Source organism: Gallaecimonas kandeliae (assembly GCF_030450055.1).
Taxonomy (GTDB): Bacteria; Pseudomonadota; Gammaproteobacteria; order Enterobacterales; family Gallaecimonadaceae; genus Gallaecimonas; species Gallaecimonas kandeliae.
The window spans coordinates 1,857,463-1,871,917 of sequence record NZ_CP118480.1; the positions used below are offsets into that span (position 1 = coordinate 1,857,463).

At 62.4% G+C, this 14,455-nt stretch carries 8 protein-coding genes; all 8 read right to left on the reverse strand.

All coding sequences use genetic code 11. The annotated features are described in order from the left end of the window. Positions 1-127 precede the first annotated feature (127 nt). Entirely contained in the window at positions 128-1,801 is a 1,674-nt protein-coding gene (locus tag PVT67_RS09080; protein WP_301499571.1) for a sulfatase family protein, read from the reverse strand. 110 nt (positions 1,802-1,911) lie between these two features. Then, positions 1,912-2,460: a cell division protein ZapC domain-containing protein gene (locus PVT67_RS09085; protein WP_301499572.1), complete on the reverse strand. Its 549-nt coding sequence runs from the start codon at positions 2,458-2,460 to the stop codon at positions 1,912-1,914. 91 nt (positions 2,461-2,551) lie between these two features. Then, positions 2,552-3,562, reverse strand: coding sequence for a quinone-dependent dihydroorotate dehydrogenase (pyrD, locus tag PVT67_RS09090; protein ID WP_301499573.1), 1,011 nt, complete (start codon positions 3,560-3,562; stop codon positions 2,552-2,554). A 56-nt stretch (positions 3,563-3,618) separates the two neighbouring features. Then, positions 3,619-8,466, reverse strand: coding sequence for an NAD-glutamate dehydrogenase (locus PVT67_RS09095; protein WP_301499574.1), 4,848 nt, complete (start codon positions 8,464-8,466; stop codon positions 3,619-3,621). Between the two features lie 317 nt (positions 8,467-8,783). Further along, entirely contained in the window at positions 8,784-9,005 is a 222-nt protein-coding gene (locus PVT67_RS09100; protein WP_301499575.1) for a DUF2835 family protein, read from the reverse strand. 30 nt (positions 9,006-9,035) lie between these two features. Continuing rightward, positions 9,036-11,537, reverse strand: a complete 2,502-nt coding sequence (gene pepN, locus PVT67_RS09105) for an aminopeptidase N (RefSeq protein WP_301499576.1) — start codon at positions 11,535-11,537, stop codon at positions 9,036-9,038. Between the two features lie 47 nt (positions 11,538-11,584). Beyond that, on the reverse strand, positions 11,585-13,039 hold the full coding sequence (gene nhaC, locus PVT67_RS09110; RefSeq protein ID WP_301499577.1) for a Na+/H+ antiporter NhaC: 1,455 nt from the start codon (positions 13,037-13,039) through the stop codon (positions 11,585-11,587). A 44-nt stretch (positions 13,040-13,083) separates the two neighbouring features. Further along, positions 13,084-14,454: a sodium-dependent transporter gene (locus tag PVT67_RS09115; RefSeq protein ID WP_301499578.1), complete on the reverse strand. Its 1,371-nt coding sequence runs from the start codon at positions 14,452-14,454 to the stop codon at positions 13,084-13,086. Between the last annotated feature and the right edge of the window lies 1 nt (position 14,455).

Below are 14,455 nucleotides of genomic sequence, written 5' to 3' on the forward strand. Positions count from 1 at the left end.
GGCCGATAGCCGCCTCAGAGCTTGTCCCAGAAAAGCCGGGGGCGCCTGGACCAGCATCCTGACGCCCCCGATACGCAGATTATCGGGCCCTCAGTTTATAGGCCCGAGTAGCACCGCACCCCTTAACCTAGCCCAGGTCCTGGGCCGGCTCTTGGTTGAGGTTCTGGGGAAGGCGTCGCTTGCTGACCCGTTGCTCTGCCAGCAGGAGGCGAAGCTGACCGAGCACCTGATCAGGGAGCTGGCTGCGGTTTTCTTCCGCCATCAGGTTGATAAGCTCCAAGGGATCGCTGTCCAGGTTGTAGCACTCGAACTGCTCGGGTACCCCTGTGGGCACCGGCAAACCATCGGCGTTGCCCGGGCCTTCGCTGAAGCGGGGGTTGTCGAAATAGCGAGAGAACTTCCAGCGCCCGCCCGGGATCTCGGTGGTAATGATGGTCTCCAAGTGCTTGGGCTCGGTGACGGGCCTGTAGGGCTTGCCGCTGTGAGCCCCTCTCATGTCGGCCCCCGTTTCCACCGTGTCGTCGGACATGAAATAGAGGGTTCGGGGCTGGCCGTCATCGGCGTCCCTGAGCCAGGGGGAAAGATCCTGGCCCACCAGGGGCGCGGCTTCGGTGTAACGAGCCTTGAAGGTCTCGGCCAACGCTTGTTGTTCCCTGGTGCCGGCACCGGCCAGGCCCAGCAGGGTCGGCAGCAGGTCCAGGTGGCTGGTCAGGCCCTGGTGCTCCCCAGGTTTGAGCCCCGCCGGGTAGGACAGGTAAAAGGGCACGTGCAGGGTCTCTTCGTAGGCGTTGTACCATTTTTGATGCAGGCCGCCGTGGGCGCCCAGCATCTCCCCGTGGTCCGAGGTGAAGACCACTATGGTGTCCTCGAAGAAGCTGCACTGCTGAAGCTTCTGGTAGACCCTGTCGATATGGCTGTCCACCTCGGCCATCAGCCAGTAGTAGAACTGGCGGTAGCGGGCGATGTCCGGCTGTGGCAGGTAAAAGAGCGGATACTGGCTGGCGTAGTCGGCCTGGCAACTGGGTTTGCTGCTGAGGTCTTCGCCGGCCGTGGGGGCTGGGTCGACTTGGGGCAAGTCCCCTTCCCTGAGCTGCTCCCGGAATTCATCGAACCAGTCAACGTCGAAAAAGACGATGTCGTGGGGGTTGACGAAACTGGAGACCAGCACGAAGGGCCGCTCATCCCCCGCCCTGGCTTTCGCTTCCAGCTCATCCAGGGTGCGGCAGACCTGGTCGGCAAAGCCAGGGTCCCTGTTGGTGCCGTCGTTGGCCTCGAGGGCGCCGTGGGGCTCTGGGCCTATCCAGCCGTCCCAGCCATAGGGCTTGAGCCGGTTGGCCGCCTGGTAGTTGCGCATCTTGCTGGGAATGGGATTGCCCTCGGTGTCCGTGGTCAACAAGGCGGTGCGGGTACCCGGCACCAGCAGATCTTCGTCCGAGAGGTGCCACTTTCCCCTGTAGTAGGTCTGGTAGCCCAGGGCCTGGAACCAATGGCCCATGGTGGGCAGGCTGGCGGCGTCCAGCCAGAACATGGCCGGGTCAAAGGAGGACTTGCCCATGCCCGGGGTCTGGCTGACCCCATGGAGGGAGGGATACTGGCCGGTGAAGAGGGTCGCCCGGGCCGGCGAACAGGCGGTGGCACCCGTGTAGTGGTTTTGGCAGCGGATACTGTTGCGCGCTATGGCTTCCCGGCCAGGGCAATGCTGGAGGCGCCAGGCCTTGGCTTCGGCGTTTTCGTAAGGGGGCGGGAAGCGTTCCTCGTCGGTCATGATGACGAGGATATTGGGGCGTTTGGACGGATTCATGCCGTTGTCCTCCTGACAGGGGTTCCATTGAGGCCAGAATGGCCTTTTGCTGGCAGGAGGTGGTTCCTGCCACCGCTTAGCCTAGCAGCGGCAGGAAAGGCTTGCCGGGATCAGCCGACTTGGCGAAGGCTGGTGCCCTGCCCTTGCCATTGAGACGGCCAGAGGCGGTTGTTCATCACCTTGACCACCTGGAAAGGCTCCAGGCATTGGCTGTCGGACAGGGCCAGGGACGCGTCCAACAACATGCAGAGTGTGGAGGACTCGAAGGACTCCAGCGCCAGGCACTGGCCTCGGCCAAAGGCGCTTTGCAGGCTCAGCAGCGCCGGGCAAGCGCCGAGTTGCTGGGCCTGGGGGTTTTCGGCGAAGAACCAGCTCTTGGGCATGGAGGGTTTGGCGAAGCGGCGTATGGCACAGGCGTTGAGCGCTATCTGCACCATCTGGGCGTCGGACCAGGCCTGTGCACCGGCCAACACTTCCAGCACCGCCTCGTAATAGCGGGCGTCATCCACATCGAAGGCACCGCCAGAGCGGGCATCGGGAATAAGCCACTTGGAACCGTAGGGCGTCACGAACAGCCAGTCACCACCCAGCGCGATGCTGAGGCGGTCCTGTGCTGGGTCGTATTGCCAGGCCCAGTTGTGGGCCGGTTCCAGAATCATGTGCATAACTCCCTTTGAGGTTGCTAAAAATTATACAGCATGATCCTGAAATTTAAAGATTTTTTCTACAATCTTCGCGATCGCGGCGCGATCATTCGATCCCTTCGACGATCGCCTTCACCAGCGCCGGCCCCTGGTAGATGAAGCCGGTATAGATCTGCAGCAGATCGGCACCGGCAGCCAGCTTTTCGCGGGCGCTTTGGGCCGAATCTATGCCGCCGACGCCGATGATGGGCAGCTCGCCGGCCAGCATGGCCTTGAGGTTTTTCACCGTTTCGGTGCTCTTCTGGCGCACGGGACGCCCAGACAGGCCACCGGCTTCATCGCCGTGCTTGAGCCCTTCCACCCCTTCGCGGGACAAGGTGGTGTTGGTGGCGATGACCCCATCCAGGTGGTGGCGGCGCAGGCAATCGGCCACCGACTGCAACTCCTCCAGGTTCATGTCCGGCGCTATCTTGACGACGATGGGCACATAACGGCCGTGCTGGTCGGCAAGCTTTTCCTGGCGGGCCTTGACGCTGGACAGCAGTTCGTCGAAGGCTTCGCCGTATTGCAGGCTGCGAAGGCCGGGGGTGTTGGGGGAAGAGATGTTGACCGTCACGTAGGAGGCATGGCCGTAGACCTTGTCCAGGCAGATCAGGTAGTCGTTGGTGCCCTCTTCTACCGGCGTGTCCTTGTTCTTGCCGATGTTGATGCCCAGCACGCCCTTGTAGTTCGACGCCTTGACGTTCTCCACCAGGTTGTCGACACCCAGGTTGTTGAACCCCATGCGGTTGATGATGGCCTGGGCCTGGGGCAGGCGGAACAGCCGCGGCTTGGGGTTACCGGGCTGGGGGCGCGGCGTCACAGTGCCCACTTCGATAAAGCCAAAGCCCATGGCGGCAAAGGCGTCGATGGCGGCACCGTTCTTGTCGAGGCCCGCGGCGAGGCCAACGGGATTCTTGAACCTGAGGCCCATCAGCTCCACCGGCTTGTCGGGGACGGACTGGGCGATAAGGCCTTTCAGCGGGCTTTTGCCCAGCCAGGCCAACTGGCCCAGGGTCAGATCGTGGGAAGACTCCGGATCCATCCGAAACAACAAGGGCTTAAGCAAGGAATACATGTCACCTCCAAAAAAAACCTCGGCGCTGGGCCGAGGTTTTTCATTATAACAACAACTTATGCCGCAGCGGGCTGGCAATGATGGATGAGGATCCCAAGCTCGCGCAGGGCCACGGAGAACTTGGCGAACTCGTTGGCCTGGCTGGAGCGGAACTCGGACAACATCTGGTTCCAGCGGGTCAGCACCATCTCGTGGCCTTCCAGCCAGCCTTCCACCACGTCTTCGGTGGGGCAGCTGTCGTCGGCACAGGCCAGCAGCACTACTGCGGTCAGCTGGCGCTGGTTCCAGTCCAGCTCTTCGCGGTAGGAAGCGCGGGCCAGGGCCTGCCAGTGGTTGTTGACCGGCTGGCTGATGATCTGCTCGAGGAACCAGTGCAGACCCAGCTTGGCACCCAGTTTGAAGTAGGTGCTGGCCACCAGGGCCACCGGCTTGGCCTGGGCATGGGCCACCTCGGCCATATCCAGCACGCAGAACAGGCTGGAGAGCTGTTCCACTTCGGCTGCCAGGGAGGCAGGGATACCGGCTTCCACCAAGCGGGCCGCTTCTTCGCGGATTCCTTCGGCTTCCTCTTCCACCATGAAGTCCAGCAACTGGTCTTTTATCTGGGCGGAGGCATCGCGGTAGAAGGCGATGCCTTCCTCGATGGTCATGGCCTTGTTGCGATGGCGCAGGAACCAGCGGGTGGCGCGACGGATGGTGCGGCGCAGCTCAAACAGCATCTCGGTCTGTACATCGCTGCTGACGACGTTGTCGAGGGCGGTGATCTCACCCCAGAGGCGGCGCAGGTCGAAGATGGCAGCGGCCAGGGCATAGCTGTGGGCGATGTCGGCAGCGCTGGCGCCGGTCTCGTCCATCATGCGGTGCACGAAGTTCAGGCCCATGTCGTTGGTGATGCGGTTGGCCAGCTGGGTGGCGATGATCTCGCCCTTCAGCGGGTGGTTGGCCATGGCATCACTGAACTTCTCCTGCAGCGGCTGCGGGAAGTTGGCCTTGAGCAGGCGGGAGTGATAGGGATCTTCAGTGATCTCCACCACGTTGAACTGCTCTTTGAGGACCATCTTGCCGTAGGCCACCAGCACGGACAGCTCGGGGCGGGTCAGACCCTTGCCCTGGGCCAAGCGCTCGGCCAGCTCGTCTTCAGACGGCAGGAACTCCAGGGCGCGGTCCAGCTTGCCGGCTTTTTCCAGCTCCTGGATGAAGCGCACCTGCTCCTTGAGGGCAGTGCCGCCCTTGAGCTCGGTGATGGAGATGGAGTGGGTCTGCTCGTAGCAGTCTTCCAGCACGATACGGGAGACTTCGTCGGTCATCTCGTACAGCAGCTGGTCGCGCTGCTTGCGGGTCATGTCGCCGCTCTGCACCAGGGTGTTGAGCAGGATCTTGATGTTGACCTCGTTGTCGGAGCAGTCCACGCCGCCGACGTTGTCCACAAAGTCGGTGTTGAGGCGGCCGCCTTTGAGGGCGTACTCGATACGGCCACGCTGGGTACAACCCAGGTTACCGCCCTCGCCTACCACCTTGGCCCTGAGCTCGCCGCCGTTGATGCGGATGGCGTCGTTGGCGCGGTCACCCACTTCGGCGTGGCTTTCGCTGCTGGCCTTGACGTAGGTGCCGATGCCGCCGTTCCACAGCAGATCCACTTCCATCTGCAGTATGGCTTTCATCAGCTCGTTGGGGGTCATGCTGACTTTCTTGGTGTCGAGCATGCGCTTCATCTGCGGGGTCAGCTTGATGGCCTTGAGGCTACGGCTGAAGATGCCGCCGCCCTCGGAGATGAGGTCCTTGTTGTAGTCGTCCCAGGTGGAGGTGGGCAGGTTGAAGAGGCGCTCGCGCTCTTCGAAGCTGCTGGCCGCATCCGGATCCGGGTCGATGAAGATGTGCATGTGGTTGAAGGCGGCCTGCAGGCGGATGTGCTTGGACAGCAGCATGCCGTTGCCGAAGACGTCGCCGGCCATGTCACCCACACCAATGGCGGTGAAGTCGGTGCTCTGGCAGTCGATGCCCATCTCGCGGAAGTGACGCTTGACGGATTCCCAGGCGCCGCGGGCGGTGATGCCCATCTTCTTGTGGTCGTAACCGACGGAGCCGCCGGAGGCGAAGGCGTCACCCAGCCAGTGGCCGTATTCCTCGGCGATGGCATTGGCGATGTCGGAGAAGGTGGCGGTGCCCTTGTCGGCGGCCACCACCAGGTAGGGGTCGTCCTCGTCGTGACGCAGCACGTCGACGGGGGGCACTATCTCACCGGCGACGATGTTGTCGGTGATGTCCAACAGGGCGCGGATGAAGGTGCGGTAGCACTCTTTACCTTCGTTGAGGAAGGCTTCGCGGCCACCTGTGGTGGGCAGCTTCTTGCAGACGAAACCGCCCTTGGCGCCCACGGGCACGATGACGGTGTTCTTGACCTGCTGGGCTTTGACCAGGCCGAGGACCTCGGTGCGGAAGTCTTCGCGGCGGTCTGACCAACGCAGGCCACCCCGGGCGACCTTGCCGCCGCGCAGGTGTACACCCTCGACGCGGGGGCTGTAGACGAAGATCTCGAAGGCCGGCAGAGGCAGCGGCATGTCGGAGATCAGCTCCGGCTTCATCTTGATGGAGATGTAGGGCTTGTCGCCGCCGTCTTTGCTCTTCTGGAAGTAGTTGGTGCGCAGGGTGGCCTGGATCAGCTCCATGTAGGAACGGATGATGCGGTCATCGTCCAGGTTGGACACCTGCTCCAGCTCGTCGTTGATCTGCTGGGCCATCTTCTCCAGGGTCTTCTCGGCCGCCGGCTTCTTGGGATCGAAGCGCTTGACGAAGAGCTGCACCAGCATCTGGGCGATGTGGGGGTAGCGGACCAGGGTCTCTTCGATATAGGACTGGCTGAAGGAAGAGCCGATCTGGCGCATGTACTTGGCAAAGGCGCGCAGTATCACCACTTCGCGGCCGGTCAGGCCGGCGCCCAGTACCAGTTTGTTGAAGCCGTCGTCTTCGAAGTCGCCGCTCCAAACCTTGGCGAAGGCGTCCTGGAAGCGGTGCTGGCTCTCTTCGAGGTTCAGCTCGGTAGCGCCGCCGTGCTCCATGTAGAAGTCCAGTACCCAGTAACGCTCGCCGTCGGAGGTATGCACCTCGCAGGGGCGCTCGCCCATGATGCGCAGACCCATGTTTTCGAGCATCGGCATCACGTCGGACAGGTAGATGGGCTGGTCCTTGTGGAACAGCTTCAGCTTGACCAGGCGCGGGTTGCGGAATTCCTGGGGCCGGTAGAACAACATGCCCAGCTGGTGGTCGTCGTTCAGGGCTTCCAGTTGCGCGATGTCCACGGCGGAGGTAGAGGGCAGTACCTCTTCCTTGTAGGAACGGGGGAAAGCCTGCACGTACTTGCGGGCCAGCTTCTTGCCGTTGGATTCGCCGTGGATGGACAGCAGGGCCGCTTCCAGTTTGTCTTCCCAGGAGCGGGCCGCCTCGATGAGGTTGGCTTCGATTTCTTTCACGTTGATTTCTTTATCCGCGTCCTTGACCCGCACCAGGTAATGGGTGCGGCACAGGACTGATTCGGAGAAGTAAGTGGTGAATTCCACTTCTTCTGTAGAGCCCAGGGCCTGGGCCAGGATGCGCTGAGTGGCGATGCGCAGCTGGGTGTTGTAGCGCTCCTTGGTCACGTAGACCATGCAGGAGTAGTAGCGCCCGAAGGGGTCCTTGCGGATGAAGAGGCGGGTCTTGTCCCGCTCCTGCATCTGCAGTACGCCCAGGCCCACCTGCTGCAGCTCCTCTTCCTTGGCCTGGATCAGCTCGTCGCGCGGATAGGTCTCAAGGATGTTGAGCAGCGCCTTGAAGGCGTGGCTGCCGTCGGCAAAGCCGCAGCTGTCCATGATCCGCTGCAGTTTCTGGCGAATGAGCGGGATCTGCATGGCGGAGTTGTTGTAGACGCTGGAGGCGTAGAGGCCGATGAAGCGGTCTTCACCGACGACCTTGCCCTTGTCGTCGAAACGCTTGACGCCGATATAGTCGATATAGGCCGGGCGATGGACGCGGGACTTGGAGTTGGTCTTGGTCAGCACCAGCAGGTGCGGGCTCAGAGCCTCTTCCCAGGCGCTGTCGCCAAGGGCGGACAGGCTGCGCTTGTGCACCTCTTTGGAAGCGCGCATCAGACCCAGGCTGGAGTCGATGTCCGGGCGCAACTCGTAGTCGCCCTTCACCGCTTCGATGGCGTAATAGCGATAGCCCATCAGGGTGAAGTTATGATCGTTCACCCATTTGAGGAAGGCGTCGGCCTCGGCGCGCTCATCCTCGCCCACCGGCAACTTGGCCTTCTCGATGCGGGCTATGACGTCGTCCAGGCGGTCCTGCATCGGTTGCCAGTCGGTGACCGCCAGGGTCACATCGGCCAGCACCACCTTCAGCTCTTCGAGCAGGCCGTCGATGACGTCCTGTTCGGTCTGGCGGTCCACTTCGATGAGGAAGACGGTTTCGGCGCTGTCGCCGGCCTTGCGCTCAGAGAGGCGGTGAATGGCGGTGACCTGGTTGTGCTTGTCGCGGACAAAGGCCATCGGCAAGTGCAACATCAGGTGGGAGGTGATACCGCGGCGACTGAGCGCCATACGCACCGAGTCAACCAGGAAAGGCATATCATCATGGACTATCTCGATGATGGTATGGCTTGACTGCCAGCCGTCACGGCTGACTTCCGGGTTGAAGACGCGAATATAGCTCTCACCGGCCTTTTTCTTTTGTAAGGCATTCCACAGGCTCAGGGCCGCGCCATAGAGATCAGCGTCGTTACGACCCTGGAAATCGTCGATGGACATGGTGCCGTAGATTTTTTGGACAAAGGCGGTGATGAGCGGGGCGCGATCGGAGGGAACCTTGGTTTCTATTAATTTGCAGACGTTGTCGAGCAGTACGGACGAATGACCGTCGATCAGTGCCATGAGACTCTCTTCCCTTAGGTACTGCGTAGCGGATTACCGCTTACCCCGTTGTGGTGAGTGAAATTATGGTGCTTTACGCAAGCGTCAAGGCGCTTGAAAGCCGTGACAATTTTATGCCTTTGTGTCGCATGTTGCGAGGGGGAGGAGAGAAAATCCCGCTGCGGATGGGACTGGTGCGACCAGCAGCGTTGACGGGGGCTGCAAGCCAGCCTGGGCCTGGGCTGGCGCCCTCTTTCGGCAAGATCAAAGTGCCATTAATTTCAGTAATACCCGGCAACCAGACTTTAGAGCACTACTTTTGGTGACCGGGCGCACATTCAAGGCAAGGCGTACAAACGCCGGATCTGGTTTTGCTCGTCCAGCTCCAGGGCAAAGCGCCCCTGGATCCCGGACGGCCCGACATAGGGCCTCAGGTAGCGAAAAGGCACCGACAGCAGCTGGCCGCCGTCGGCGCGCAGCAGCAGCCGCATGTCGGGCCGCTGGTAGGCGGCCTCCAGTTCGCTGTAGCTGAAATGGATGGACAAGAGATATTGGCGCATCAAAAAGCCCGGCCTAAACCGGGCCCCACCTTAGGCCAAGGCCTTGTCCAGCAGTTCGCCCACATCGGCAGACAGGCTGTCCCTGGCCCGCAGCGCCGTCAGCAGCTGCTCGAGCTGTGCCCGGCGGCCGGCGTCGAAGCGGCGCCATTGCAGCAAGGGTGCCACCATCCGGGCCGTGGCCTGGGGGTTGATGGCATCGAGCTTCGGCAGCACCAGGCCCAGCCAGGCATAGCCGGCCTCGGTATGGCACTGGGGGTTATGGGCGATGAAGGTGCCGAACAGCGCTCGGGTGCGGTTGGGGTTCTGCCAGTTGAAGGCGCCGTGGCGGCTAAGCTGGTCCATGCGCTCCAGGGCACCTGCCCTTTGGCCTTGCAGCATCAGCCACTTGTCCAGCACTTGGGGATTGTCCTGGTATCGCTCGGCAAACTCGGCCAGCAGCGCCTCACTCTCAGCCAGCTCGCCGGCGACGGCTGCTGCCAAGGCCCCTTGGCGCTCGGTCATGTTGGCGGCCTGGTGGTAGCGGCGAGCCACTTCCTCGGGCAGGTTCTCTGCCAGCAAGGCCAGGAGGCTGTTGGTCAGCGCCCTGGCCCCTTTGTCTGCAAGCCCCTGCACCTCTTGGTAACGGGCTTTGAGCGCCCCGAAGCAGCGCTCACGCACCGCCTGGCGCAGCCGGTCGCGGGCCGCCACCAGGCCGTCCAGGTCTATGGTCTCGAACCAGCCCTGCATGGCCATGATGCCGGGCACCTTGAACAGTTCGCTCTCCAAGAAGGCGTCCTGCAAAGGCCCTTTGGCTATGGCTTCCAGGGCCCCCAGCCAGAGATCCAGGGCGGCATGTTCTTCGCCCTTGAGCCAGGCTTCCACCAGGCGCTGCAGCAGACGCTCGGCGGCGTCCACCCGCACAAAGCCGTCACTGGCCTTTTCCACCAGGGCGGCCAACTCGGCATCACTCTGTTCGAACACCAGCTTGACCGGGGCCGAGAAACCGCAGAGCGGCGCCAGCACCGGCTTTTCGGCGAAGCTGCCCAGTTCGAAGCGCTGCTCGGCGCCGTCCAGCTGCAACACCTGGCGGCCATGGCCCAAGAGTTCTATGGCGAAGGGCAGCGGCAGCGGGCCTTTTTGCTGCTGGTCTGCCGTTGGCGGGGTGTGTTGCGTCAGCACCAGGCTGTATTGGCTGCCATCCCAATGCTCGGCGACATTGACCACAGGGGTACCAGACTGGCTGTACCAGCCCTTGAAGGCGGTCAGATCCCGGTCGTTGGCGTCCGCCATGGCATCCACGAAGTCGTCGCAGGTCACGGCTTGGCCGTCATGGCGCTCGAAATAGAGATCCATGCCGGCCCGGAAGCCCGCCTTGCCCAGCAGGCCGTGGAGCATGCGGATCACCTCGGCGCCCTTGTTGTAGACGGTGACGGTGTAGAAGTTGTTCATCTCCGCCACCGCCTGGGGCCGGATGGGGTGGCTCATGGGGCCAGCGTCCTCGGCGAACTGGTTGGTGCGGATCACCTGGGCTTCCTTGATGCGGGTGGCGCTGGAGCCCGCCCAGTCGGCGCTGAACTGCTGGTCGCGGAACACCGTCAGCCCTTCCTTGAGGCTGAGCTGGAACCAGTCGCGGCAGGTGACGCGGTTGCCGGTCCAGTTGTGGAAGTACTCGTGGGCGATGATGGCGGCAATGGCGTCGTAGTCCTGGTCGGTGGCGGTGTCGTCGTCGGCCAGCACGTACTTGGCGTTGAAGATGTTGAGGCCCTTGTTTTCCATGGCCCCCATGTTGAAGAAATCCACCGCCACTATCATGTAGCGGTCCAGATCGTATTCCAGGCCGTAGTTGTCCTGGTCCCACTTCATGGCGCCCTTGAGGGCGTCCATGGCGTGGCGGGCCTGGGCCTTGCGGCCCTTGTCGACAAAGATCTGCAGCAGCACATCGCGGCCGCTGCTGGTGGTGAAGCCGTCTTCCAGAAGATCGAAGTCACCAGCCACCAGGGCGAAGAGGTAGCAGGGCTTGGGATGGGGATCCTGCCAGGTGGCGAAATGGCGGCCACCCTCGAGGTCGCCACTGGCCACCAGGTTGCCGTTGGAGAGCAGCTGCGGGTAGAGGGCCTTGTCCGCCACTATGGTGGTGGTATAGACGGCCAGCACGTCGGGGCGGTCGGGGAAATAGGTGATGCGGCGAAAACCCTCGGCCTCACACTGGGTACAGAAGGCGCCGCCAGACTTGTAGAGGCCTTCGAGGGCGGTATTGGCTTCGGGATTGATGCGGGTCACCACCTTGAGTTCGGCGCCCTCCCCCGGCACGTCCAGCAGCAGCTGGTCGTTCTCAAAGCGGGGTTCGACGGCAACGCCGTCCAGCTCAAGGCTCACCAGCTCCAGTTGCTCGCCGTCGAGACGCAGCAGGCTGTCGGTGCCCGCTTTTTTCAGGCGGCTGGTGGCGGTGACCAGGGTGGCGCTGTCGTGTAGCTCCACATGCAGATCCAGGGTGTCGACGAAAAAAGCCGGGGCTTGGTAGTCCGACAGGCGCTTTACAGGCTTCTTGGCCATGTCTTCTCCTTGCAAAGAGCCCGGCTGTGCCGGGCTCTTTCTTTTGATTATTGGGCTGACCCCTCGGCGGGGGGGCTGAGCCTTAGGATCTTCACTCCCAGGTAGGCGTAAACAACCGCCAGCACCGGGTTGATGAGGTTGAAGAAAGCATAAATGAAGTAGTCGGCCGGGGAAACCAGCAGCACCGAATGCATGTAGGCGCCGCAGGTGTTCCAGGGCACCAAGGGCGAGGTGATGGTGCCGCCGTCTTCCAGGGCCCGGGACAGGTTGACCGAGGCCAGGTGGCGGTTCTCGAACTCTTCTTTGAACATGCGACCCGGCATGACGATGGCCATGTACTGGTCGGCGGTGAGGATGTTGGTGCCGATACAGGTGGCGATGGTGGCGGCCACCAGGCTGCCGGCGCTCTTGGCGGCTCCCAGTAGGCCCTGGATCAGGCGGCGCAGCAGGCCGGTGCGCTCCATGACGGCACCGAAGGACATGGCGCACATGATAAGCCATACGGTGTTGAGCATGGAGGCCATGCCACCGCCGGACAGCAGGGAGTCCAGGGTCTCGTTGCCGGTGTTGATCTTGACGCCGTCAAAGAGGGTGGACCAGATAAGTTTGAGGGAAGAAACCAGATCGGTGCCGCCGGCCAGCTTGTGGATCAGCGGCTGCTGGAACAGCAGCGCCCAGAGGCCGCCGAAGAGCGCGCCGATGAACACGGCCGGGAAGGCCGGCATCTTGCGCATGGCCATCACCAACAGCAGCGCCAGGGGCACCAGGTGCCAGACGGAGATGTCGAAGGTGCCGTTCAGGCCGGTCAGTATGGCGTCGATACGGGCCGTGGAGGCTTCCCCTTTGATACCCATGCCGAAGCCCAGGAAGATCAGCAGCGCCAGCACGAAGGACGGCACCGTGGTCCACATCATGTGGCGGATATGGGCAAAAAGCTCGGAGCCGGCCACGGCCGGGGCCAGGTTGGTGGTCTCGGACAAGGGCGAGATCTTGTCGCCGAAATAGGCACCGGACACCACGGCGCCGGCGGTGATGGCGGGGTTCAGGCCAAGGCCATTCGCCACCCCCATCAGCGCTACCCCTATGGTGGCCGCCGTGGTCCAGCTGGAACCTATGGACAGGGACACCAAGGCGCAGATGAGGCAGGTGGCGGAATAGAAGATGTTGGGGCTCAGCAGCTTGAGGCCGAAATAGATGAGGCTCGGCACTGTGCCCGCCAGCAGCCAGGTGCCGATCAGGGCCCCTACCGCCAGCAGGATAAGCACGGCGCCAAGGGAGATGCTGATGCCCTTGACGATGCCCTTCTCGATATCCATCCATTGATGGCCGTTTTTGAGGGCGATGATGGCGGCCACCATGGCGGCCAGCAGCAACGCTATCTGGTTGGGCCCTGATGAGGAGTTGTCGTGGAACAGCTGCACTGAGGCTGCCAGCATGGCGATCAGCACCACTACGGGGATCACCGCGTCCAGCAGCGAAGGGGTCTTGATGGTCTTGGTCATTATTGTTCTCCAAGGGCGCCTGGGCGCCCCTGTACTTCAAGGTCTCAGAGGTGGATAACCCCGGTCAGTTGTAAAAACACCAGCAGTATGGCCAGTGGCGCCAGGTATTTAATCACCGGATGCCAGAGCCTGAATACCCAGGGTGCGTCAATCATATCAGCCATCAGGGCCTTGTTGGCCACCCATCCGGTAAAGATGGCGATCAGCAGACCTCCGATGGGTAGGGCTATGTTGGCCGTCAGGTAATCGAGGATGGCGAAGAAATGCACCTCGCCCCAGGGGGTGTGGAAGATGGCGATGGGCATGTTGGACACCGACGCTATGGTGCCAAGGGACAGCAGCCAGATCCCAAAGCCCGCGGCGAAGGCGGCCTGCCAGCGGCCAAAACCGCGCTTTTCCACCAGCCAGGCCACAGAAGACTCGATAAGGGCCAGAGCCGAGGTGAAGGCGGCGAACACCAGCATGATGAAGAACAATACCCCCACCAGGCGGCCGCCCGGCATCTGGCCGAAGGCGATGGGCAGGGTCTGGAAGATAAGGCCAGGGCCGGCACCAGGCTCAAGGTGGTTGGCGAAGACCACGGGGTAGATCACCATGCCGGCGATGAGGGCCACCAGGGTGTCGAAGAAGGCTATCCACACCGAGCTCTTGGCGATGGAGACCCCTTCCGGCAGATAGGCGCCGTACATGATCATGATCCCCGAGGCCAGGCTCAGGGTGAAGAAGGAATGGCCCAGGGCTACCACTACGCCGTTGATGCTGAGCTTGGAGAAATCCGGCGCGAACATGAAGTGGAAGGCAGCCCAGAAGTCCCCTTCACTTGCGGCGTAGATGGCGAGCCCCAGCAGCAGCAGGAAGAGCAGCGGCATCAGCGCCGAAACGGCCCGCTCCAAACCCGCCTTGACCCCCTTGCCGATCACCAGCACAGTGGCGAGGACAACGGTGCTGGTCCAGCCCAGCAGGGCCCAGCCGTCATTGGTGAGATCGGCAAAGAGCGCCTGTACCTGTTTGGGATCGCCGGTGCCGAAGTCCCCTGCCCCAGCCTTGTAGATATAGGCAAGGGCCCAGCCGGTGATCACCACGTAAAAGGACAGGATCAGGTAACCAGAGACTACCCCCATCCAACCCACCAGGCTCCACCAGTGCGACTTGCCGGAACTCTTGGCCACCTCCAGCACAGAGCGGCCCGGGGTGTGGCGGCCATGCTTGCCAAGGGCCACTTCCGCCATCATCACCGGAATGCCGATGAAGAGGATGCAGACGAGATAGACCAGCACGAAGGCGCCGCCGCCGTTCTGGCCCGTGATATAGGGAAACTTCCAGATGTTGCCGAGGCCCACCGCGGCCCCCGTGGCCGCCAGTATGTAAGCGAGCCGGTTTGACCAGCGGTTGGTCTGGCGAGTGGCTTTCTGCATG

What these genes read in the sequence shown, in the direction of transcription:
- PVT67_RS09100 (WP_301499575.1), bottom strand. Translation starts at nt 9,005, where the DNA reads ATGCGCCAATATCTCTTGTCCATCCATTTCAGCTACAGCGAACTGGAG.
- PVT67_RS09095 (WP_301499574.1), bottom strand. Translation starts at nt 8,466, where the DNA reads ATGGCACTGATCGACGGTCATTCGTCCGTACTGCTCGACAACGTCTGC.
- PVT67_RS09080 (WP_301499571.1), bottom strand. Translation starts at nt 1,801, where the DNA reads ATGAATCCGTCCAAACGCCCCAATATCCTCGTCATCATGACCGACGAG.
- pepN (WP_301499576.1), bottom strand. Translation starts at nt 11,537, where the DNA reads ATGGCCAAGAAGCCTGTAAAGCGCCTGTCGGACTACCAAGCCCCGGCT.
- nhaC (WP_301499577.1), bottom strand. Translation starts at nt 13,039, where the DNA reads ATGACCAAGACCATCAAGACCCCTTCGCTGCTGGACGCGGTGATCCCC.
- PVT67_RS09115 (WP_301499578.1), bottom strand. Translation starts at nt 14,454, where the DNA reads ATGCAGAAAGCCACTCGCCAGACCAACCGCTGGTCAAACCGGCTCGCT.
- PVT67_RS09085 (WP_301499572.1), bottom strand. Translation starts at nt 2,460, where the DNA reads ATGATTCTGGAACCGGCCCACAACTGGGCCTGGCAATACGACCCAGCA.
- pyrD (WP_301499573.1), bottom strand. Translation starts at nt 3,562, where the DNA reads ATGTATTCCTTGCTTAAGCCCTTGTTGTTTCGGATGGATCCGGAGTCT.